Raw genomic sequence first — 25,170 nt, forward strand, 5'->3', positions numbered from 1 at the left:
ACAAACTGTTAACAAAACCCCATTTTGCTAAAACTTGTGTTAAAATATTTTTGCAGTTTTTTGTGCATATTCAACAAATTGTTATAACAATGAGAAATTTAGTAGTAAAAAGCATATATATTGCATTGTTTTGAAAAATATGCTAAAATATATATATTATATACTATTAAAGGAGAATTAACATGGCTGATGAACGTGTAATGTCGATTATTGAATTTATTAAGAATAAATATCCGAATCCTGATTTGTCTGCGTTTCCGGATAAATTTGCTGTACAGATAGAACTTATAGATATACCTGGTGGAGTTTTTTATATGGAGGTTTTAAATGGAGAATTGTCAATAGAACCATACGAATATAATGATAGGGATTTGTCAGTAAAAATTTCTAAATCCAATTTGGAAAAACTGATTAATGGAAAATTGAAAGCAGAAAGTGCACTGATAACCAGAAAAATTATTATTTCGGGTAACATGAGTAAGGCTTTGCTTATTAAAAAACTTTTAAAGTAAGGATTTTATATGGATATTATACTTGCATCGTCTTCTCCGAGAAGAAAAGAATTAATGAAATTGATTTTCGATGAATTTATTATCAGACCGTCTGAGATTGAGGAAAATATTCCGTCAGCAATAAATTATGAACTTGCTGCGGAGTATTTAGCGTCAAAAAAAGCAAATTCTGTAGTTAAAAAATCTGATGAACTAGTTATAGGCTGTGATACTGTAGTAACTGCGGGAAATATTATTCTTGGAAAACCTCATGACTGTAAAGAGTGCAGGAAAATGCTTCGGCTGCTTTCTGGCAGAACTCACAGTGTTTATACAGGAGTATCAATAATTTTCAATGGAAAAGAATTTTGCTTTACTGAAAAAACTGATGTGAAATTCCGGAACATTTCAGATGAGGAAATTGAGGAATATATGAACACCGGAGAACCGTTTGACAAAGCGGGCGGATACGGTATTCAGGGCAGGGGAGCGCTGTTTGTGCAATCTATATGCGGAGACTATTTTAATGTTGTAGGACTGCCTGTTTCCCGTTTGAATTATGAATTGAAAAAAATCGTATTATAAAATGGAAAGAAGGTCGGAGTTAAAGTCCTTGTTATTGTACAAACCCTTTCCTAAAACGAAATATGTAGAAATAGCTTTCCCAATCACAAAATCGGAGGAAAATTATGAATAAACAACAGTTAGCAGCAAAGATTTGGGAGTCTGCAAATAAAATGCGTTCTAAAATCGAAGCAAATGAATATAAAGACTACATTTTGGGCTTTATTTTTTATAAATTTCTTTCAGAAAAAGAAGTTAAGTATCTGAAAGAGAACGATTGGACTGACGAATACCTTCCGGAACTTACCGAAGAAGATACAGAAACTTTAGAAAGCGTACAAAAGAATTTAGGTTACTTCATTTCTTATGAAAACTTATTTTCTACTTGGATTGAAAAAGGACGGGATTTCAGCGTTCAAGATGTACGTGACGCCTTATCTGCATTTAGCCGTCTGATTAACCCGACGCACAAAAAAGTTTTTGAAGGTGTTTTTGACACTCTGCAAACAGGACTTTCAAAACTTGGCGATAGTTCGGCCTCCCAGTCAAAAGCAATCAGCGATCTTATTCATCTGATTAAAGATATTCCTATGGACGGCAAGCAGGATTATGATGTTCTTGGTTTTATTTACGAATATCTCATCAGTATGTTTGCCGCTAATGCGGGAAAAAAAGCAGGAGAATTTTATACCCCGCACGAAGTTTCAATGCTTATGTCAGAAATTGTTGCGGATCATCTGAAAGATAGGGACGAGATTAAAATATATGATCCGACAAGCGGTTCCGGTTCGTTGCTTATCAATATCGGCAAGAGTGCTGCAAAATTTATTGAGAATGAGAACAATATCAAATACTATGCGCAGGAATTAAAGCAGAATACGTACAACCTTACTCGTATGAACTTGATTATGCGTGGCATTTTACCAGATAATATCGTCACTCGCAACGGAGATACTTTGGAGAATGACTGGCCGTATTTTGACGAGAACGACCCGATTGGTACTTATGATCCGCTTTATGTAGACGCAGTTGTCTCCAATCCCCCGTATTCTCAGGCATGGAATCCTGAAGACAAAGAAACCGACCCTCGTTATGCCCGTTTTGGTCTCGCTCCAAAAGGAAAAGCCGATTATGCTTTTTTGCTTCACGACCTTTTTCACATTAAGAGCGACGGTATTATGACGATTGTTCTTCCGCACGGTGTTTTGTTCCGTGGAGGTGAAGAAGGCGAAATCCGCAAGAACTTAATTGAGCAAAACCATATTGACGCAATTATTGGATTGCCGGCAAATATTTTCTTCGGCACAGGTATCCCCACCATAATTATGGTATTGAAACAAAAGCGTACAAATACAGATGTCCTTATCGTTGATGCATCAAAAGGTTTTATAAAGGTTGGTAAGAACAACAAGCTTCGTGCTTCTGATATTAAAAGAATTGTCGATGTAGTAACAAAGCGTGAAAGCGTAGAAAAATTTTCAAAAGTTGTCAGCAGAGACGAAATCAGAAATAATGAGTACAACTTGAATATTCCGAGATATGTTGACTCTTCCGAAGCGTCCGAGTCCTGGGATATTTATGCTTCTATGTTTGGCGGTATTCCTTGGTCTGAAATTGATGAACTGAAAGAATATTGGCATGCTTTTCCATCTTTGAAATCAGCTTTATTTGAAAATACATCTTCAGATTATTGTAAATTAACAGCCACGGATATAAAAAAGGTCATCAAGGATCATAATGATATACAGTCTTTTGAAAATAATTACTATGCCGTCTTTAATGGTTTTGATCAATATTTGTATGATGAATTGATTGATAAGATGGATACCCTTAATATTTCAAAAACCGAAGCTGTTTTATCCTTAAACATCTTTGAACGCTTAAAAAATATTCCCTTGGTTGACAAATATGAAGCATATCAGCTTCTTGATGATGATTGGACTAAGCTTGCCGTCGATTTAGAAATGATACAAACGGAGGGATTTGAAGCAACGAAAAAGGTTGACCCCAATATGGTGGTTAAAAAGAAAGACGGAAAAGAGCAGGAAGTACAGGAAGGATGGGTAGGCCGCATAATACCGTTTGATTTAATTCAGGACACTCTTCTTGCCGATGATAAAGTAGCATTAAAAGAAAAAGAAAACCGTCTTTCTGAAATTGCTTCGGAATATGAAGAATTGTTTGAATCACTAACAGAGGAAGAAAAAGAAGGCGATTATGCAAGTGAAGGCGGTTTTGTTAATGCTGAGATTAAGAAAGCGCTCAAATCTGACAGTATTGAACCGGAAACAAAAGAAAAACTTCTTAAAGCAGCAGCATTGAATACGGAGGAAAAATCACTGAAAGCGGCAATTAAGAAAGAAACCAGACTTCTTGAAGTTAAAACCAAGGATACCATCGAAGGACTGTCTGATACGCAAGTTATCGAACTTCTGAAAGCCAAATGGATTCAGCCTCTTATTCAAAGTTTAATGAAATTGCCGGACAGAATTGTAAACGAATTGGTTTCAAAGCTTGAAACGCTCGCTAAAAAATACGAAACTACATTTGCCGAGGTGGAAACGGAAATCGCTGACACACAAGCGGCTCTTTCTGCTATGATTGATGAGCTTGAGGGCAGCGATTCTGATATGCTGGGACTTCAAGAATTCAAAAAAATGCTTGGAGGTTTTGCAAAATGACGAAAAAAGCAAGCACTCCGGCATTAAGATTCAAAGGGTTTACATATACTTGGGAACAGCGTAAGTTAAGCGAATTTGCAGACAAGGTTACAGAGAAAAATGTTGGACTACAATATATTGAAACCTTTACGAACTCGGCAGAGTTCGGAATAATCAGCCAACGAGATTTTTTTGACCACGATATTGCAAAGATGAGTAGCTTGGGCGGTTATTATATCGTGAGAAGTGAAGATTTTGTTTACAACCCTCGTATCTCAACCTCTGCACCTGTCGGACCGATAAATCGCAATAAGTTAGGCAGAATTGGTGTAATGTCACCACTTTATACGGTTTTTAGACCACATGATATTGGCACAACTTATCTTGAACATTTTTTCAAGAGCAAGTATTGGCATTCATTTATGAATTTCAATGGTGACTCAGGTGCAAGGTCGGACAGATTTTCAATTAAGGATTCTGTGTTTTTTGAAATGCCTATTCCAATACCACATATTGAGGAACAAAGAAAAATTGGAGAATATTTAACTCACCTCGACCGACTTATCACCCTTCATCAGCGTAAGTATGACAAATTGACCAATATGAAAAAATCAATGCTTGAAAAAATGTTCCCGAAAAATGGAGCAAATGTGCCGGAAATTCGATTTAAAGGATTTACTGATGCTTGGGAACAGCGGAAGTTGAAAGAGCTGGCTACTTTTGCTAAAGGAACAGGTTATTCAAAGAGCGATTTAACAGAGCAAGGAACGCCTATTATTTTGTATGGTCGCTTATACACAAAATACGAAACAAAAATCAATGATGTTGATACATTTGCAATAGCAAAAAAAAGCTCAGTATACAGCACTGGCAATGAAGTAATTGTTCCTGCTTCCGGTGAAACGGCAGAGGATATTGCAAGAGCCTCATACGTCGCAAAATCGGGCTTTTTGCTTGGTGGTGACTTGAATATTATATATCCAATTGATAGAATTGAACCAACTTTTTTAGCACTTTCAATTTCTAATGGAGAACAGCAAAAATCTCTTGCACAAAAGGCACAGGGAAAATCCGTCGTTCATATTCACAATAGTGATTTGGAAAGTATCAAAATTTCATATCCCAAAATGGAAGAACAAGAGAAAATTGGACGATATTTTCTCAATCTCGACCGCCTTATCACCCTTCATCAGCGTGAGTTGGAAAAGTTGAAAAATCTCAAAAAAGCGTGCCTTGAAAAGATGTTTGTTTGAGTAAAATAAGCGAATTTTAAAAGTAGGGAGGAAAAAATGATTTTTAATAAAGAATCGGATTTTGAAGCTGCTTTGATTAAAATACTATCTGAAAAAGGCTGGGAAAAGGAAATCCTGAAAAACTACTCTGAACAAGATTTACTGCGAAACTGGGCAAATATTCTTTTTGAGAACAATAGAGATATTGATCGATTGAATGATTATCCCCTTACCGATAGTGAAATGCAGCAAATTTTAGAGCAAATTAAAACTTTAAGAACACCATTAAAGCTAAATGGATTTATCAACGGTAAAAGCGTATCAATTGTCAGAGATAATCCCAACGATACGCTGCATTTCGGAAAAGAAGTGAGTTTGAAAATTTATGACCGTCGTGAAATCGCTGCCGGTCAAAGCCGTTACCAAATTGTTCAGCAGCCTAAATTTCCGACAAAATCAAAAATGCTCAATGACCGTCGTGGCGATTTAATGCTTCTGATCAACGGTATGCCGGTAATTCATATCGAATTAAAGAAAAGCGGCGTACCCGTAAGCCAAGCATGCAATCAAATCGAAAAATATGCGCATGAAGGTATTTTCAGCGGATTATTCTCGTTGGTTCAAATTTTTGTTGCACTAGAGCCTAATGAAGCCGTTTATTTTGCAAATCCGGGTCCTGACGGTCAATTTAACCCGAATTATTACTTTCATTGGGCAGATTATAATAACGAACCTATTAACGAATGGGATAAAGTTGCTTCCACGCTTCTTTCCATTCCTATGGCGCATCAGCTTATCGGTTTTTACACGGTAGCTGATAATTCAGACGGCGTTTTAAAAGTAATGCGCAGTTATCAATATTTTGCGGCAAGTGCAATTTCTGATAAAGTTTCTAAAACCAAATGGGAAGGCAACAATCAGTTAGGTGGCTATGTATGGCATACTACTGGTTCCGGTAAAACTATGACCAGCTTTAAATCTGCTCAGTTGATCGCAAGCTCTAAAGATGCTGATAAGGTTGTTTTCTTAATGGATAGAATTGAACTTGGCACGCAGTCCTTAAAAGAATACCGTAGTTTTGCAGATGAGAATGAGTCTGTACAGGCAACAGAAAACACCGGTATACTTATCACAAAATTAAAAAGTACTGACCCTGCGGATACTCTTATCGTTACTTCTATTCAAAAAATGAACAATATCAAAGATGAATCCGACGGACTGAAATCAAGTGATATTGAATACATAAACGAAAAGCGTATCGTTTTCATTGTTGATGAAGCACATCGTTCCACATTTGGAGATATGCTGATTAACATTAAGAATACTTTCCCGAAAGCCATATTTTTCGGATTTACAGGAACACCTATTCAAGAAGAAAACCAAAAGAAAAAGAACACAACAACCACAGTATTTGGCAACGAACTGCACAGATACAGTATTGCAGACGGTATTCGTGATAAAAATGTTCTCGGCTTTGATCCGTATAAGGTACTAACCTTCAAGGATAAAGATGTCCGCAAGGTAGTGGCCTTAGAAAAGGCAAAAGCGCAAACCGAAGAAGAAGCAATCTCTGACCCTGTAAAAAGCAAAATCTATTACAAATATATGGATACCGGTCAAGTCGGTATGGCAGGATACTTTGATAAACTCGGGAATTACATCAAAGGCATTGAGGATTATATTCCGAATGTTCAGTACCAAACCAAAGAGCACACCAAATCAGTTGTAAAGGATATATTGGAAAACTGGACTACACTCAGCCATAACAGCAAATTTCACGCTATTTTTGCCACAAGCAGTATTCCGGAAGCAATTACCTATTATCGGATGATTAAGGAAATGGATCCGAAATTGAAAGTTACCGCTTTGTTTGACCCAAACATTGATAACGGAGGCGGCGTTGAGTTTAAAGAGACCGGTCTATCTGAAATAATTGAGGACTACAACGAAAAATACGGGCAGGATTTTACAATCCCGACCTTTGCCAAGATGAAAAAAGATATAGCGGCTCGTTTGGCTCACAAAAAGCCTTATGAGCGAATTGCAAACGAGTTTGAAAAGCAGATAAACTTGCTCATTGTAGTGGATCAAATGCTTACCGGCTTTGACTCAAAGTGGATTAACACGCTGTATATGGACAAGGTGCTTGTGTATGAAAATATTATTCAGGCGTTTTCCCGTACAAATCGGTTATTCGGTCCAGATAAACCGTTTGGTACAATCCGTTACTATCGGAAACCGCATACGATGGAACGCAATGTCAATGCGGCGGTTAAATTGTATTCGGGAGATAAACCGTTAGGTTTGTTTGTCCAGCATCTTGCAGAAAACTTAAAAATGATGAACGAACTGTTTATCGAAATTTTGGAACTGTTCTCAAATGCAGGTGTTGAGAATTTTGAAAAATTGCCGAATGATATAACCGTGTGCAAAAAGTTTGCAAAAGATTTCAAAGAGTTGAATGAATATCTTGAAGCTGCAAAAATTCAAGGCTTTAAATGGGAAACAAGCTCTTATACAAACGATGAAACCGGAGAAATTATTGAAATGGCTTTTGATGAAAAGGCGTATTTAATTTTGGTTCTGCGTTATAAAGAGCTCAGCAGTGATGGTCCCGTTCTCCCTGGCGGAAACGAAGATGTTCCGTATGACCTTGTCGGGTATATTACAGAAATTGACACCGGTCGAATCGACGCTGATTATATGAACTCTCGTTTTGAGAAATATATGAAATTGCTCAATCTTGACGGAGCAACTAAAGAAGCTATTGAGCAGGCAGAAACAGAACTTCATAAAACTTTTGCCACATTATCGCAAGAAGAACAGAAATATGCCAATATATTCCTTCATGATATCCAAAGAGGCGATGTAGTCGTTACCAAAGGGAAAACGCTTCGTGATTACATTACCGAATACCTATCAAAAGCGAAGGATGATCAAATTCATAAAATAGCAGTTGCTTTGGGCGTTGATGAAACAAAGTTGCAAAATATTATGAGTTTGAAGTTGAACTCTGCCAATATCAATGAGTTCGGACGATATGATAAGCTGAAAAAGACTGTAGACAAAACGAAAGCAAAAGAGTACTTTGAAAAAATTGAGGGTACAAAGATAATACCGCCTAAAGTCCATGTCAAAGTTGACAATTTACTTCGTGAGTTCATTCTCGGCGGTGGATTTGAAATCAACTTGCCGGATAACAACGAATAATATTGCATAAATTCATCTCCGTAACATAAATAAATTATAATATAAAATGGGCAGCATTTGCTGCCCATTAAAACAGCGTTTTTGCAGTGTACTGATGCTTTTAGTTCATCTTGGATACCTGGCATATGATTTTTATATTAAGGTTTTTATTATACTAATAAATTAATTGCAGAAAATCATTTTCTTCGCTGTCAATGAAGAGTTGTATCTTTCTCATGCTTGTCGGCGTGATGGCACAGAATCTCAGTCAGTAAGCAATAAAAATTACAAATGAAATGAACAGCGGCTATTATACTCCCAAAATTAAACTTTTTGTAATTTAGCACAAATATAATGATGTATTTTTGTTTAAATCTCCAAAATGGCAGCAATGCTCTTGACTTAGAGTTCACTCTAGGGCTTATAATAAAATCAAAGAAGAAGATAAGCGAGGTGACGCTATGACCATTAAAGAAGTCAGTGAAAAATACGGTATATCGCAAGATACTCTCCGTTATTATGAGCGTGTGGGCATGATTCCTCCGGTAACACGTACGGCAGGCGGAATCAGGGACTATAAGGAAAAAGATTTAGCTTGGGTAGAGCTTGCAAAATGTATGCGCAGCGCAGGACTTCCGGTGGAGGCGATGATTGAATATGTCAGACTTACACAGGAAGGCGATGCCACAATTCCGGCAAGACTGCAGCTTCTGAAAGAGCAAAGAGAGGCTTTACTGGAACAAAGAGCCAAAATTGACTCTACACTGGAACGTCTGAATTATAAGATCGGACGATATGAAATTGCAGTTGATACCGGAATTTTAACTTGGGAAAAGGAGCAGAATTAACAATGGCTAAAAATGTACTTATTTTATCATCCAGTCTGCGAAAGGGCGGGAATTCAGATTTGTTGTGTGACGAATTTGTAAAAGGCGTTAGGGAAAGCGGTCATAATGCTGAAAAAATATTTTTAAAGGATAAAAGTATTAATTATTGTACCGGATGCGGCTATTGCTTTGAAAGAATCGGTAACTGCTCGCAAAAGGACGATATGGCTGATATCAGAGACAAAATGCTGTCGGCAGACGTGATTGTTTTCGCAACGCCTGTTTATTTTTATACAATGGCAGGACAAATGAAAACGCTGATTGACCGTTGCTGTTTCTTTTATACAGAGCTGACAGATAAGGACTTTTACTATATTATGACTGCGGCTGATAATAATCGTTCTGCTATGGAAAGAGTTTTGACGGAATTCGGCGGTTTTGTTGCATGTTTGGATAACGTAAGAGAAAAAGGCTGTATTTACGGAACAGGCGCATGGAAAAAAGGCGATATTTTAAAAACCGGAGCAATGCGAGACGCCTATGAAATGGGAAAACATATTTAGGGCGTTAAATTTTAAAATTACATAACCATTGAAACAGGAGGAATTTTTTATGTTAGGAAACTTTACTTATTGTAATCCGACCAGAATTCATTTCGGTGCAGATGCTTTAAATCATTTGAGTGAAGAGCTTGCGAAATACGGTGAAACAATACTGTTGGCTTATGGCGGCGGTTCTATTAAAAAGTCTGGTTTGTATGATGAAGTTGTTAGAATCCTCAAAGACAGCGGTAAGCGTATCGTAGAGCTTTCCGGCGTTATGCCAAACCCAACTGTAGAGAAGCTGTACGAGGGCTGTAAGCTTGCAAGAGAAAATCATGTGGATTTGATTCTTGCAGTGGGCGGAGGTTCTGTTTGTGATTATGCAAAGGCACTTTCCGTATCGGCTTATTGTGATGAGGATCCATGGGATAAGTATTACCTGAGTATGGAAGATGCGGATAACGAAATTATTCCGGTGGGTTGTATTCTGACAATGGTGGGCACCGGCTCGGAGATGAATGGCGGCGCAGTAATTACAAATCATAAACAGAAACTAAAAATCGGTCATGTTTTCGGAGAAAATGTATTTCCAAAGTTTTCTATTCTGAATCCGGAATACACCTTTACATTGCCGAAATATCAGATGGTTGCAGGATTTTATGATATTATGAATCATATAACAGAGCAATATTTTTCTGATACTGATGATTGTACTTCCGATTACGTTATGGAGGGACTGATGAAGTCGCTGATTTACAGTTCACGTATCGCTGTTGAAAATCCGAGGGATTATGAAGCGAGAAGTAATATTATGTGGATTGCTACATGGGCTCTGAATACTATGGTTGCCAAGGGTAAAACTACTGACTGGATGGTACATATGATCGGCCAGTCTGTAGGTGCATACACAGACGCAACTCACGGTATGACTCTTTCCGCTGTTTCTTTGGCATATTATCGTTATATTATGCCATATGGTGTGCCTAAATTTAAACGTTTTGCGATAAATGTATGGAATGTCGATCCAGACGGTAAATCAGATGAAGAAATTGCAAACGAAGGCTTATGCGCTATGGAATCATGGATGAAAGAAATTGGCCTTGTGATGAATATCAGTGAACTTGGCGTAACCGAGGATATGTTGGAGGGAATTGCTAACGGAACTTTTATTATGGAGGGCGGTTACAAAACTCTGAATCATATTGAAATTTTACAGGTTTTGAAAGAAAGTATGATTTAAATTTGTGTTAAATGGGATAAGTATATGAAAGTATTGATGATCAATGGAAGTCCGCATGCTAAGGGGAATACATATACCGCTTTGCATGAAATGGAAAAAATATTTGCTGAAAACTGTATTGATACTGAAATTGTGCATATTGGTAATCAAGCGGTGAAAGGCTGTATTGCCTGTTATTCATGTGCAAAAAACGGAAAATGCGTATTTAACGATATAGTTAATGAAATGGCGCCGAAATTTGAAGCCTGTGACGGATTGGTGATTGGAAGTCCTGTTTATTATGCATCCGCCAATGCGACGCTCATTGCTTTTCTTGACCGTTTGTTTTACAGTACTCATTTTGATAAGACTATGAAAGTTGGTGCAAGCGTTGTGGCTGCAAGGCGAGGGGGATTATCCTCTACATTTGATGAGTTGAATAAGTACTTTACAATAACAGGTATGCCTGTTGCGTCCAGTCAGTATTGGAACAGTATTCACGGCAGGAAACCCGGCGAAGCGCAGCAGGATGCAGAAGGTCTTCAGACCATGCGGACTTTGGCAAGGAATATGACTTTTCTGATAAAAAGTATTGCTCTTGGAAAGAAAGCATACGGATTGCCGGAGAAAGAGCCTTTTGAGCGGACAAATTTTATCAGATAAATATTATGAACGGAGGAAATTCAGATGGTAAAACAAACAGCAGGCAGAGACAGTCTGGGAGACTTTGCACCAAAATTTGCAGAACTAAATGATGACGTTCTTTTTGGTGAAGTATGGTCCAGAGAAGATAAGCTGTCTTTGAAAACAAGATCAATTGTGACGGTGACTGCGCTCATCAGCAAGGGTATTGTAGACAATTCTCTGAAATATCATCTTTCTACAGCACGGCACAACGGTGTAAATAAAACGGAAATGGCGGAAATCCTGACGCACATTGCTTTTTATGCAGGCTGGCCCAACGCATGGGCAGCATTCAATATGGCAAAGGAAGTCTATGCCGATGACTGCGGTCGAGAGGAACACGGCGGGTTTTTCGGTCAGGGTGAGCCGAATACGGCGTTTGCTCAGTATTTCATTGGCAATTCATATTTGAAGCCTCTGACAAACCCGAAGGAAACTGTATTTATCGCAAACGTTACCTTTGAGCCGAAATGCCGCAATAACTGGCATATTCATCATGCGTCAAATGGCGGCGGACAGCTGCTCATATGCGTAGAGGGCGAGGGCTGGTATCAGGAGGAAGGCAAATCAGCACAGAGCTTGAAGCCCGGCGATGTAGTGACGATTCCGGCAGAGGTTAAGCACTGGCATGGTGCAAAATCAAATTGCTGGTTTAGTCATCTTGCTGTTGAATGTCCAGGTGATAATACCTTTAACGAATGGTTGGAACCTGTTACAGATGAGATTTATTATGCTTTAGAGGAGAAGTAGGAGGGAAAAATTTTTAACGGTTATAGTGTAAAATTTATGCGAAACGAACGTAATATGCTCATGATAAACTGTATTGGAGGATGAGTTTTTCTCACAGGAAATATGGAACATAGGATAGAGATAAAGCATTGGGTTGGATTTTCTATAGATTTTTACCTGTAGATGTAATCTTATTATAGTAAAAACAAAGGGAGGAATCTTTCCTCCCTTGTTTTATAAAATTATAAAAAGAATAAAAATCATCTGTCTGCATAGGTATCATCAATACTGTTCGGGTACATAATATTTGAAAGTATAGTTGATACAATTAGAAAAGATCAAAATGTACTTGACATCAGGAAGATTTTGGAGTATAATGAACTCATAGGTTACCTATGACTAACTAAAAAGTTAAAAGAACTGTTGGATATTTTTATATTGAAAATTATTTTCCTACTTGCTTTAGTTCTATATTATACGTAATAGGTTTCTCATTTGTGTAAGCTTAAGTTAGTCATAAGCAACTAATGTGTTTATTATTTAAATATTAATAATCGGAAAGGAATTATTTTATGTATCTTGAAGTAAATAACTTAAAAAAAAGTTATGGAAGCGATGCAGGTGCTGTTCAGGTTTTAAAAGGCGTGACAACATCTGTCGGGAAAGGTCAGATGTGTGTCATTCAGGGGACAAGCGGCTCGGGTAAATCGACGCTTCTTAACTGTATAGGCGGACTTGACGTTATGGATTCAGGTTCTGTTAAGGTTGACAATAAAGAAATATTCGGACTGAAATCTTCTGATCTGTCAGACTACAGAAGAGATAATCTCGGATTTATTTTTCAGTTTTACAATCTTATTCCGAATCTTACTGTAAGAGAAAATATTCAGGTATGTCAGTACCTTGCGAATGATCCTCTCGATATGGATGATCTTCTTGAAATTCTTGGTTTAGAAGAACATAAGAATAAATTTCCGTCTCAGCTTTCGGGCGGCCAACAGCAGAGATGTGCCATTGCAAGAGCACTGATAAAGAATCCGAAGCTTCTTTTATGTGATGAACCTACAGGTGCACTTGATTCGAAAACATCAAAGGATATACTTGTTCTCCTTGAAAAAGTAAATAAAAAATACGGCACAACAATGCTGATTGTGACGCATAACAACTCAATAAAAAATATGGTGCATAAAGTAATTGTTATTAAAGACGGTATGATCGTTAAGGACTACAACAATACAACTATTATTCCTGCCGCTGATTTGGAGGAACTGTAATGGTTAATAAGGTTTTGAAAAAAAGAATACCCAGAGATTTGAAGGCGAATTTTTTAAGATATATTGCTTTGATACTTCTTATAGTAATGGGTATTTTTATAGTGGTAAGTATGGCGGGTGCTGCTGATGTAATAACAGAAGGTACAAATAAAAGAGCTGTTTCGTGCAATACAGAAGACGGAGAATTTAATGTTTTTATTCCTCTTTCAGACAGTCAGATATCTGATTTAAAAGAAGACGGAGTAAATCTCGAAAAGATGTTTTCCATAGATTCACAGCTTTCTGACGGAAGTGTTCTAAGAATAATGGAAAACAGAAATAATATAAATAAAATCAGCATTGATAAGGGTAAAATTGCTTCATTGGACAATGAAACACTGATTGAAAAAAGATATGCAAAAGAACACGGTCTTGATGTTGGTGATAAAATAGAAATATCAGGCAAAGAATATACGATCTGCGGTATAGGTTCAGTTCCTGATTATGAAATGCCCCTTAGGAAATCTTCTGATTCTTCAATTGACAGCAAGAATTTCGGTCTTGTATTCTTTACTCAAAATGAATATGAAAACATTAAAAGTTCATCAGATCAGATGGCAGAAGATTATACATATGCTTACACCCTTGAAAAAAATGCGTCAGATGACGACTTAAGAGATAAAATAAAGAATCTTGAATTTGATTATAATGACGTTGAGGATCTTTATTTTCAGGACTATATAAAAGAATTTACTGAAGGTAAAGATAAGATGACAAACGCCGTTAATGATATATATGATGGTGTGAATGAACTGGCTGACGGTCTTAAGGAGGCTTCAGACAATAATGATAATCTTGCTGATGGCGCTGATTCTCTATTTGACGGATATTTACAGCAGGTATCTGCATCATTGAGCGATTATGGTATTACAGAGCCGCTTACAAAAGACAATTACAAATCAAAGCTTGATGAAATAATATCGTATACAAATTCACAGGATATTATATTATTAAAAAATTCTCTTGAGCAGATTGATAAGCTTTGCACAGGAATCAAGGAATATACAGACGGTATCGGATCAGCGTTTGAAGGCTGTGAAGAATTAAGAAAAGGCGTTTATGACCTTAAAGAGGAGACGGAAAGTTTCCTTGATGAAAATTTCAAGGTAGATATTGATAATCTTAAGTCATTTACTAAAGCTGAGGATAATCAGAAAATAGCGGCAGCATCAAATGATGTTCAAACAAACAAATCAATGGCGCTTACTGCCGGAATAGTTGTAATTGCACTGTTTACATATGTTATTTCAGTTTTTGTATCACATCAGATACAAAGAGAATCAAGTGTTATAGGCTCACTTTATGCTTTGGGTGTGAAGAAAAAGAGCTTGCTTATTTATTACATTACATTGCCTACTATAATAACTTTTGTAGCAGGCGCAATAGGTACGGTAATAGGCTTCAGCAGTTTTGGGATCGGAATGCAGACACAGGACAGCTACAATTATTTTTCTCTTCCTGAATTTGATATAATTCACCCTGTTTATCTGCTCGTTTACGGACTTATTGTTCCACCTGTTATATGCATAATAGTAAATGTTATAGTGATAAACAGGCAGCTTTCAAGAACAGCACTTTCACTTATGAGAAACGAGCAGAAAAATCATAAATACAGTAAAGCGGATATAAAGAGCAAAAGCTTTATAAAAATATTCAGAATACGTCAGCTTCTCAGAGAATCAAAATGCGTTGTGATTATTATAGTAGGTATCTTCATTTCAATGCTTATTATGACTCTTGGTATTGATATATGGGCATTGTGTTCAAATATAAAGGACGATACTATAAAAGACGCTAAGTATAATTATATGTATATGTATAAATATCCTGAAAAGAATGTGCCTGATGGAGGGGAAGCAGTTTACACTGAAACGCTTTCCAAAACACATCTCAATAACACTCTTGATGTTACTCTTATGGGTATAGCGGAAGATGACAAGTATTTCAGCGCTGATCCTTCTGCGGATGAAAACAGTGTTGTTGTAAGCAACGGTGTTGCAGAAAGATACGGCGTTTCTGAAGGCGACATAATTACATTGACAAATAAAGTGAATAATGATATTTATGCATTCAGGGTAGAAGACGTGTGCCAGTATGCCATATCGTTTACAGTGTTTATGAATATTGACAATATGAGAGAATTGTTTGGAAAAACAGATGATTATTATAACGTTGTTCTATCTGAAAACAAACTTGACATTGATGACGGCAGACTTTATTCAGTAACTTCAAAGGATGACATTGAAAAAGCGTCTGATGTATTTATCAAGCTTATGAATCCTACAATATATATGCTAATTATCGTATCGATAATTATATTCTGCGTTGTATTGTACCTTATGATGGGCGTTATGATAGATCGTTCAGCCTTTGGAATTTCTCTTATGAAAGTATTCGGTTACAGGTCAAAAGAGATAAAAAAACTATATATTAACGGAAATACCGTTATAGTGCTGATAGGCGCTTATCTGTCGATAATATTGTCTAAAGTGCTTGTTGACGCATATTTTCCGAATACAATAGCAAATGTAGCATGTGAAATGAATCTTAGCTTACCAATATATGTTTATATTATGGAATTTGCACTTGTGACAATTGCTTATTTTGCAGTGAATACTTTGCTTATTCTGAAAATAAACAAAGTAACTCTTGCAGATGTACTTAAAAACAGAGAATAATACAATGATGCTGCAGCAAATGCAGCATCATTAAAAGCAACAGGTTAGCATATTCTAACTATAAATGAAAGGAAGAAAAATGACGAAAGAAGCAATTTTTTTAAGCAAAAGAGAAAGTCTGCAAAATAAGGAAACTATAAACCCTCAGCTTATCCACGGTAATTTTTTTAAAAATGCAGAAGAAAAACCGGATAATGTATGTGTATATTTTTCTGACGGAACAGAGTATTCATACGGATATATTGCAAAAAAGGCAAGGCAGCTTGCGAAGAAAATAAACGATATATGTTCTGATGAAAATGAAAAAATCGCAGTTGTGCTGAACAGGGGAGCACTTCAGATAATTGCCGTTATGGCTGTTTTGTATTCAGGACATACTTATGTGCCCATAGGAACCCATCATCCGGAAGACAGAAGAAATAAGATCATTGATAAAGCCGATATAAAATGTATAATATCAGAAACCTCGCTTGATATAAAATTTAAAAATGTTATTTTGGCTGATAGGATTGATGAAAATGATGAAGAACTTTACCGTGACATAAATAAAACAGATGTAAATTCGCTTGCATATATTATATTCACGTCAGGTTCAACAGGAACGCCAAAGGGTGTTGCGATAAGCCATAAAGCGGCATGGAATACTATTTATGATATAAATAAGCGATTTGAAGTCAATGAAAATGATTGTGCAATAACCGTTTCAGCGCTTGATTTTGATTTGTCTGTTTACGATATATTCGGATTGACATCTGTATGCGGAAAATTACTTATTATTGATGATTCAATATCAAAGGAAGCTGCTCAATGGTCAGAGCTTACTGCAAAATATAATGTTACAATATGGAATTCAGTCCCAGCGCTTTTTGAAATGTATCTTGTTTCAAAGGAGAAAAATATTTCTGAAAAGGGAATAAGGCTTGCGCTTATTTCTGGCGACTGGATCCCTATGACTTTGCCGGAGCTTGCCCGCAGCATATATCCGGACATAAGATTTATTAGTCTCGGAGGTGCAACAGAGTGTTCAATATGGTCAAATTATTTTGAAGTTAAAAAGGACTGGGAGAAAAGTATAAGCAATTCAGAAGGCGAATGGAGTTCCGTGCCTTACGGAATGCCGCTTACAAATCAGAAATTCAGAGTATGTGATGAAACCGGAAAGGATTGCGAAGATAATATTGCAGGAGAGCTTTGGATAGGCGGCGACGGTGTTGCTGAAGGATATTATAATGATCCTCAACTTACAGATAAAAGTTTTATAACAGATAATGGTGAGAGATGGTATAAAACAGGTGACTACGGTTGTTTCCATAAAAGCGGAATAATTGAGTTTCTTGGAAGAAAAGATAATCAGGTCAAGGTTTCTGGTTTCAGGATTGAACTCGGTGAAATAGATTCGGCTACGCAGAGTATTAAAGGGATTGAAAAATCATATTCCGTTGTGAAGAAAACAGGAAACAGTTTACATATACTTACAGCCCTTACAAGTAAGACTCCTGTTTCAGATAAAAGAATAGCTGAAAAAAAAATTATTTCCGAAAATACTGTAAATAAAGAACATCAAACTGAAATAATAGAAAAAATTATGACTGATATAGTAGAAAATACGGAATTTTCTAAGTCGAATGAAAGTACAAAATATCTGTGGCTCAAGTGGCTGGAATCAAGAAATATATTTACATCAGACGGAAATAAAGGCGGCAGATATAGAATTGTTACAGAATATAAAGGCGATGATCTTGATGAAGAAGAGAAAATTTTAATGGAAAAAGCGGAATCATCAAAAAAGCTTTTATCAGAAGTTTTAAGCGGAGATAAAAGTACGCTTTCAATTCTTGATGATGATTTTTTGTCGCCTGAAAAAATGTCTTATAAAGATAAATCGGTTCAGCTTGCTGTTGAAAAGCTTATTCAAATAATAAGAAACGACTACCAAAAAAATAACAAAGTCGTCAATATTGCTTTTGTTGACGGAAGAACAGGTTCGACAGTAGGAAGAATAATTGAAAAAATGTCTTATAAAGAAAGCGACATTACATATATCGAAAATTCAATGGCAATCCTTACGCAAGCAAGAGAAATTCTCAATAAAACTGATATTCCGATAAACTATGAATTCGTGTCCGATTATTCAGTGAACAATGAGTTGATTTTCAAGTTTGATTATGTTATTTCAGTAAACGGGCTTCATAGATATAAGGATACGGAAAAAGCATTGAAAAAATGCCGGCTTCTTCTTAAAAACGGCGGTAAGCTTGTGTTTATTGAACAGGAAAAACTTATGCCTGTAGGTTATATTACAGCTGCGGTAATAGAAAACGGTTTTGAAAATCTTGATGAAGATAGAAAATCAAAGGGTGATCCTATGCTGGCATCAGATTTGTGGAAAAATATTCTGTTCAGACTTGGTTACAGCAGCTTAAAACTTACCAAAATAGAAAACAGTATGACCTTTATGATGGAAGCTACTTTTCTTACTGATAATGAAAGATTAACAGATAAAGAAGTAAAAGAAAAAGTCTCTGAAATAGTGCCTGATTATATGATACCCGAATATGTAAAATATTTTTATGATATTCCTTTAAGTTCCAATGGAAAAATTGATAGAAAGAAAATTGAGCAAGACTTCAGTATTGAAAAGGAACTTACTGAAGACGATATGATGAAAACTCAAACAGAAGAAACAGTATCGGCTATATGGAGCGAGATTCTAGGGCTTGATAGTATATCAAGAAACAGCGGTTTTATTGAAATCGGCGGAGATAGTCTTGCAGCAACAAAGTTTCTGACTATAATCAAAAACAGAATGGGCGTAGATATTTCATTGCAGCAGATGTTTGAAAATCAGACTCTTTATAAAATTGCTGAGCTTATTGAACAGAAGGTCGAAGAATCAGATATGGAGGAGGGCGAGATATGATCGCAATTATAGGAGGATACGGTCAGGTAGGACTAGGAACTCTTAATCTTCTTCTTTCTGAATATGGAGCAGAAAATATAAAAATAGGCGGAAGATATCCTGAAAAAATCAGCGGAGAAACGAAAGAGCAAATAGGAAATATCAGACTTGAAAAGGTTGACGTTTATGATAAGGGGTCGCTTAAAAATTTTATTCGGGAATGTGATATCGTTATAAATTGCTGCGGTCCGTCGCATAAATTATCCTATGATATTTACAAGATTGTTTCAGAATGCGGAAAAAAATATGTTGACGCAGGATTTGATATGAGATTTACAGTGGGAAAATCATCGTCTGCCGCCGCACTTTACGGCTGCGGATCGTCTCCCGGATTTTCAGGCTTGGCACAGAAATATCTTGTTTCACTTTTTGATGAAGCTGAGAATCTCAATTATTATTATGGCGGGATTTCAAAATTCACAAAAGCAGCGGCGGAGGATTATTTAATCGGTGCATGTGAAGAAAAAACAGGATTTATGGCAAATTACAGAAACTACAAAAAGGAGTCTTTAACTTCATTTGAAAGCGAAACAACAGAACTTCCTTATTTTTCTGAAGATATAAAAATAATACCGTTTTATGATGATGAGTGTGAAGAAACAGCCGTTTCTTCAAAGATCAAAAATGCGTCATGGTTTATTGTATCCGAAGGAGAGAGAGTAACTTCGCTTATGAAAAATGCAAGATATGAATGGAATAAAGATAAAGAAAAATGTATTAAGAATTTTATGACGTCGGTTAATCTTGATTTGATTGGACGAAAAGAATATATGTGTTTTCTGCTTGAATGTGATGGTATTAAAGACGGCAGTTATGTCAAAAAGAGAATGGCAGTTAAAACATATCAGCCTTCTTATTTTACGGGCTTTATGACAGGGATTGCCGCTGTATATATGATGAAAAACAATGTAAAAAACGGAGTTTACACAATGTCTGAAATAGTTGATCCTGTTTTTGTATGGAATTCAATACAAAAATACAATGCGGCGCATATTATAAGTATATCTGATGTTAAAGACGACAGTTACTTTGATGAAGGGGAAATATAAAAATTGGAAAAAAGAAAATTAAAAGTTATAATCTGCGGAACTACCTTTGGTCAGTTCTATATGGACGCAATAAGCAGGCTTAAGGATATATTTGAGTTTGCAGGGATATTTGCGGGAGGAAGCAAGCGCTCAGTGATGTGTGCTGAAAGCTATGGAGTGCCGTTGTACACAAAATTTGAGGATATTCCTAGTGACATTGATATTGCGTGTGTTGTAATACGTTCAGGTGCACTTGGAGGAAAAGGAACAGAAATAGCTTTGAAATTTATGGAGAGAGGTGTAAATGTAATTCAGGAGCAGCCTGTACATTATAAAGATATTGCCGTTTGTATAAAATCTGCAATGAAAAATAAAGTATTCTTTAAAACGGGCGACCTTTATATTTATCTTCCTGAAATAAAAAGACTTATTGATGCTGTCAAGGAAATAGAAAAGCAGCAGAAAATATTATATGCAAGTTTTTCATGCTGTCCGCAGGTTTCATATCCTATGATAGATATACTTGAAAAGCTTCTGCCTTCAATTAAGCCCTTCCATGTTCAGAATGTGCTTAATACGGAAGGACCGTTTCAAACTGCAAGCGCCGTTGTCGGAAAAATTCCTGTAATAATAAATTATGACAATGAAATAGATCCTGATGATCCTGATAATTTTATGCATCTGCTTCATTCGATAGTGATAGGGTTTGAGTGCGGACATCTTACTCTTGTCGATACTTTCGGTCCTCTTGTGTGGACAGCAAGACTTCATTCGCCGGGAGAAGGTTACAGTAAGGAAATATCCGAAAGAATATATCCTGAATACATGAAAGATAAAATATCAACGGTTCTCGGAGATTACAGTGACCATACATATGAGGATATGGTAAGAGAATCCTTTCCTTGTGCCGTTGCACGGGATCTGATTAACATGTATGATTATATAGCCAATGAAGAGAATATCAGTAAAGTGTGTCAGAGAGAGATCGATGTTTCGACTGTATGGCATAAAATGACTCAGGCTTTCGGATTTGCAAAATTAAAAAGAGGCTGTGTACATCAGCCGATACCTTCGGAAATTGTTGTGAATGCAGCGCTAAAACAGAAGTATGACGATTTTTTTATTAAATAACAGGAGAATTCAATGGATAAAAAACAAATAAAAGAGAATATTGTAAAAATCAGAAATAACGGCATAAAATTATGGACAGAAGATGGAAAACTCAGATTTAAAGCGCCGAAAGGCGCAATGAATGATGAATTTCTTTCATTTTTAAAGGATAATAAAGCTGACGTAATAAAAGCTTTGGATGAAGAAAACGGTATTGTTCTGACAGAAGACGTTGAAAACAGATATGAAACCTTTCCTCTTACTGATATTCAATCAGCTTATCTTCTTGGAAGAAGACAGGATTTTGCATATGGCGGAGTTGCGTGTCACATCTATATGGAAATAAAATATAATTGTGAATTTGATACTGAAAGAGCTGCTGGCGTGTGGCAGAAAATATACGAGCATCATGAAATGCTTCATTCTGTAATAAACAGAGACGGTTATCAGGTCATACTTAAAAATTTTTCAAAACTGAACGTAAATTGTTATGATTTTGAAAAGACAGATAACTCCGGGGAAAAATTCAGCCAAATACGCAGGGAGTTGAGTCATAAGATATATGATACGGAAAAAGAGCCTTTGTTTACAGTTGCTTTTTCAAAATTTACAGATAAAACAATAATGCATTTTTCAATTGAATTTATAATTGCAGACTGGATGAGTATATGGACAATATTGTCACAGTTTGAAGAACTCTATTTTGGAAAAGTACAAAAGCTGGCTGAAGTTGATGTGAGTTTCAGAGATTATGTTATTTCAGCGTCAAAAATAAAAGATACAATAAGCTATGAAAACGATAAAGAGTACTGGATGAAGAAAATCGACAGTATTCCCAAAGCTCCTGCACTTCCTTTGAACATTAATACGGATAAGAACAAATATTCTGATAAAGTTACATTTGAAAGAAAAAATATGTCACTTTCAAAGACAAAATGGGATAACTTCAAATCAATATGCGGTAAATTCGGTATAACGCCGACATCGGCTGTTATGACGGCGTATGCCTATGTTCTTGAAAGGTGGAGCAGAAATAAAAAATTCAGTATAAACATGACAGTTTTGAACAGACTGCCCCTTCATGAAAATATTGGCAGGGTTATCGGTGATTTTACATCTGTAGATATTGTTGATGTTGATATGAGCAAAAATGAAAGCTTTATTGATTACGGAAAGCAAGTGAATAAAACTCTTTTTGAAAATCTTGATCACAGACTTTTTTCAGGCGTTGAAGTAATACGTGAGCTTTCAAGAAAAAAAGGCGGCGATTACGCTTTTATGCCTATCGTTTTCACAAGCGCTATAGGTCTTATCAACAATGATATGACAAATTTAAAAGGCGATTTGAGTTATGGTATAAGTCAGACTCCGCAGGTTTTTATAGATTGTCAGGTTATGGACGGAGTTTTTGGATTACAAGTGAACTGGGACGTTAGAAAAGGCGTTTTTGAAGAGACTGTTATTGATGATATGTTCAGTATTTTTGAAAAATTGCTCAATGATTTGAGCGTTTCAAAAGAAAATTGGGAAAAGAACGAAGCTTTGAAATTACCACAATGGCAGGAAAAATTATTTAAAGATGTAAATAATACTGCAAAGGAATTGCCGCGTCATCTCATTCATTCAAAAATACTTGAATGCGCAGCAAAAACACCTGACAGAATCGCTCTTGCCGATGAAAACGGCACGGTTACATACGGCGATATGATTGACAAGGCAGAAAAGCTTGCAGCCGAAATAGTTTTGTCAGGAGCAGTGAAAAATGATATTGTAGCAATTATCGTTGAAAAGTCAATAGATCAGATAATTGCTGCGATTGCTGCTCTGATCGCAGGCTGCACCTATCTTCCTCTTGATGTTACGCAGGGAGAAAAAAGAAGAAATTATATCCTTGAAGAAACAAAATGCAAATATTTGTTTTCATTAAAAAAATACGGTTTTGATTTTGATAAAAATATTAAAGCCGTGTATTTAGATAAGTTTGATTATGTTGCGCCTGTAAAAACAAAGGAATTTCCTGTTGCAGACGAAAATTCCCTTGCGTATATCATATATACGTCCGGTTCAACGGGAAATCCGAAAGGAGTTGCCATTTCGCATAAAGCGGCGGTCAATACAATTGAAGATATAAATATGAGATATAATGTTACAGAAAATGACGTTGTATTAAACATTGCGCAGCTTAATTTTGATTTGTCTGTATACGATATATTCGGACTGCTTTCAGTCGGAGGAACAGTTGTCGTGCCGTCTGTTGATAAATATACAAATCCTGCCCACTGGAAAAAGATTATAACGAAATATAAAGTATCGGTATGGAATTCCGTTCCGTCATTTATGCAGATGTTTACTGTCTTGAAAAACGAAACAAATGAAGAGGAATTGGATTCTATCCGGCTTGTTATGCTGTCGGGAGATTGGATACCGGTTTCACTGCCAAATGAAATTATGAGCATGGCACGAAACGCTAGAATTGTTTCTTTGGGCGGAGCAACAGAAGCGTCTATTTGGTCGATATACCATGAATATGAAGCGGAGGACGCAGATAAGGTAAGTATTCCATATGGAAAACCTTTATATAATCAGGGGTATAAGGTCCTAGATGAAAAATTAAACGATTGTCCTGTATTTACGGCAGGAGAACTTTATATAACAGGCACTGGACTTGCAGATGAATATTATCTCAGTAAAGAGCTTACGGAAAAGAGTTTCTTTATTCACCCTGTAACTTTTGAGAGAGTTTACCGAACAGGCGATTTCGGCAGATATATGCCAAACGGTGATATAGAGTTTCTTGGGAGAAAAGACAGTCAGGTTAAGGTTAAAGGTTTTAGAATTGAACTCACAGAAATCGAATCTATAATAAAAAATTATGAAGGTATTATAAATGCTGCCGTTGTCGTAAGCAAATCGGGCGTGGAGAATAAAATTTTTGCGTATGCTGAAGCTGATGAAAGCAAAATAAATAAAGATGATTTTATGGAGTATTTAAAATCATCATTGACCTCTTATATGATACCGTCGGTAATAAAATTTGTTGATTCTTTGCCTTTAAGTCAAAACGGAAAAATTGACAGAAAAAAACTTATTGAAATGTCATCTGATACGATCAATGAAAGAATTGGTGATACTGAAAATGAAAATATGACAGAGCTTGAAAAAAGTATTTCTGAACTTTTTTCAGAAGCAATAGGCTGTTCTTTCATATCTGCCGGTCAAAATTTATATGAAATGGGCGCAGATTCTCTTATTATGGCACAAAGTGCAGGAAAAATAAGAAATGAATATATACCTGATGTTTCGTTTGATTCAATCCTTTCAAATATACTCAATAGTCCGACGGTTAGAGGAATTGCAGCTTATATTGAAAATATAACTGATTCTGACAAGAAGAATGCTGATATATCTGATAGTACACAAAATACGGAAGATTCGATCAATGAAAATATATTTATAAAGAAATTCAGTGAAGGAAACGAAAAGGCTGTTGTTGTAATACACAGCAACAACGGCGATCTTGAAAGCATTGAGTCTGAAATAGATAATATTGTTTCAGATTCAGATGAAGAAGTTATTTTCATCGGAGTAAAAAACAAGGATTATTTTTGCAGTCTTTCAGAACAAAATGCTGTTGAAATCCTTGGCGGGGAATATGCTGATGAAATAATGAAGTGTAACAAATCGTCATACCGTTTTATCGGATATAATATAGGCGGCGCTGTTGCCGTTGAAGCAGCTTCAAGACTTCTCAACAGTGATGTTGAAGTTTCAGAAGTTGAAATAATTGATTATGCTGAAGAAAGTAAAAATGAAATTGCCGAAAAAAGCGTTTTATTTGGCAAAGCAGAACCTAATTTGTATATGGGTAATATTGCATATAAGGGCAATGATGAAGGTGCAGAAAAATGGCAGGAAAGCTGTCTCGGTGAATTCAGAAGAATATAA

General features: G+C 36.2%; 16 protein-coding genes. All 16 read left to right on the top strand.

Features of this window, described 5'->3' with window-relative positions; all coding sequences use genetic code 11:
- Positions 1–182 precede the first annotated feature (182 nt).
- The 16 genes from OCV67_RS05790 to OCV67_RS05865 all read left to right on the top strand — a co-directional run bounded on the left by OCV67_RS05790 (position 183) and on the right by OCV67_RS05865 (position 25,170).
- Positions 183–512 carry an SCP2 sterol-binding domain-containing protein gene (locus OCV67_RS05790; RefSeq protein WP_147643041.1) on the top strand — a complete coding sequence of 110 codons (330 nt, stop codon included), beginning with the start codon at positions 183–185 and terminating at the stop codon, positions 510–512.
- 9 nt (positions 513–521) lie between these two features.
- The gene (locus tag OCV67_RS05795) at positions 522–1,076 is read left to right on the top strand and encodes a Maf family protein (protein WP_147643042.1); all 555 of its coding nucleotides are present in this window, start codon (positions 522–524) and stop codon (positions 1,074–1,076) included.
- Positions 1,077–1,180: 104 nt separating this feature from the next.
- Complete coding sequence (locus tag OCV67_RS05800; protein ID WP_147643043.1) at positions 1,181–3,736, top strand: type I restriction-modification system subunit M; 2,556 nt, start codon at positions 1,181–1,183, stop codon at positions 3,734–3,736.
- Positions 3,733–4,968 carry a restriction endonuclease subunit S gene (locus tag OCV67_RS05805; protein ID WP_147643044.1) on the top strand — a complete coding sequence of 412 codons (1,236 nt, stop codon included), beginning with the start codon at positions 3,733–3,735 and terminating at the stop codon, positions 4,966–4,968. The genes OCV67_RS05800 and OCV67_RS05805 overlap by 4 nt, the downstream gene beginning before the upstream one ends.
- A 36-nt stretch (positions 4,969–5,004) precedes the next feature.
- On the top strand, positions 5,005–8,157 hold the full coding sequence (locus OCV67_RS05810; RefSeq protein WP_147643045.1) for a type I restriction endonuclease subunit R, EcoR124 family: 3,153 nt from the start codon (positions 5,005–5,007) through the stop codon (positions 8,155–8,157).
- 440 nt (positions 8,158–8,597) lie between these two features.
- On the top strand, positions 8,598–8,984 hold the full coding sequence (locus tag OCV67_RS05815) for a MerR family transcriptional regulator (RefSeq protein WP_147643046.1): 387 nt from the start codon (positions 8,598–8,600) through the stop codon (positions 8,982–8,984).
- Between the two features lie 2 nt (positions 8,985–8,986).
- Positions 8,987–9,526, top strand: a complete 540-nt coding sequence (locus OCV67_RS05820; RefSeq protein ID WP_147643047.1) for a flavodoxin family protein — start codon at positions 8,987–8,989, stop codon at positions 9,524–9,526.
- Positions 9,527–9,575: 49 nt separating this feature from the next.
- The gene (locus OCV67_RS05825; protein ID WP_147643048.1) at positions 9,576–10,745 is read left to right on the top strand and encodes an iron-containing alcohol dehydrogenase; all 1,170 of its coding nucleotides are present in this window, start codon (positions 9,576–9,578) and stop codon (positions 10,743–10,745) included.
- A gap of 24 nt (positions 10,746–10,769) precedes the next feature.
- Complete coding sequence (locus OCV67_RS05830) at positions 10,770–11,387, top strand: flavodoxin family protein (RefSeq protein ID WP_147643049.1); 618 nt, start codon at positions 10,770–10,772, stop codon at positions 11,385–11,387.
- A 24-nt stretch (positions 11,388–11,411) separates the two neighbouring features.
- On the top strand, positions 11,412–12,158 hold the full coding sequence (locus OCV67_RS05835; protein ID WP_147643050.1) for a carboxymuconolactone decarboxylase family protein: 747 nt from the start codon (positions 11,412–11,414) through the stop codon (positions 12,156–12,158).
- A 551-nt stretch (positions 12,159–12,709) separates the two neighbouring features.
- A complete protein-coding gene (locus OCV67_RS05840) occupies positions 12,710–13,411 on the top strand; it encodes an ABC transporter ATP-binding protein (protein ID WP_147643051.1) in 702 nt (233 codons plus the stop codon).
- Entirely contained in the window at positions 13,411–16,128 is a 2,718-nt protein-coding gene (locus tag OCV67_RS05845; protein ID WP_147643052.1) for an ABC transporter permease, read from the top strand. The genes OCV67_RS05840 and OCV67_RS05845 overlap by 1 nt, the downstream gene beginning before the upstream one ends.
- 79 nt (positions 16,129–16,207) lie before the next feature.
- Positions 16,208–19,048 (top strand): amino acid adenylation domain-containing protein, encoded by a 2,841-nt coding sequence (locus OCV67_RS05850; protein ID WP_178085022.1) that lies wholly within the window; start codon positions 16,208–16,210, stop codon positions 19,046–19,048.
- The gene (locus tag OCV67_RS05855; protein ID WP_147643054.1) at positions 19,045–20,136 is read left to right on the top strand and encodes a saccharopine dehydrogenase NADP-binding domain-containing protein; all 1,092 of its coding nucleotides are present in this window, start codon (positions 19,045–19,047) and stop codon (positions 20,134–20,136) included. The genes OCV67_RS05850 and OCV67_RS05855 overlap by 4 nt, the downstream gene beginning before the upstream one ends.
- A 3-nt stretch (positions 20,137–20,139) precedes the next feature.
- The gene (locus OCV67_RS05860; RefSeq protein WP_147643055.1) at positions 20,140–21,246 is read left to right on the top strand and encodes a Gfo/Idh/MocA family oxidoreductase; all 1,107 of its coding nucleotides are present in this window, start codon (positions 20,140–20,142) and stop codon (positions 21,244–21,246) included.
- 12 nt (positions 21,247–21,258) lie between these two features.
- Positions 21,259–25,170, top strand: a complete 3,912-nt coding sequence (locus tag OCV67_RS05865) for a non-ribosomal peptide synthetase (RefSeq protein ID WP_147643056.1) — start codon at positions 21,259–21,261, stop codon at positions 25,168–25,170.

Origin of the sequence: Porcipelethomonas ammoniilytica, from assembly GCF_025567485.1 — a bacterium.
Taxonomy (GTDB): domain Bacteria; phylum Bacillota; class Clostridia; order Oscillospirales; family Ruminococcaceae; genus Porcipelethomonas; species Porcipelethomonas ammoniilytica.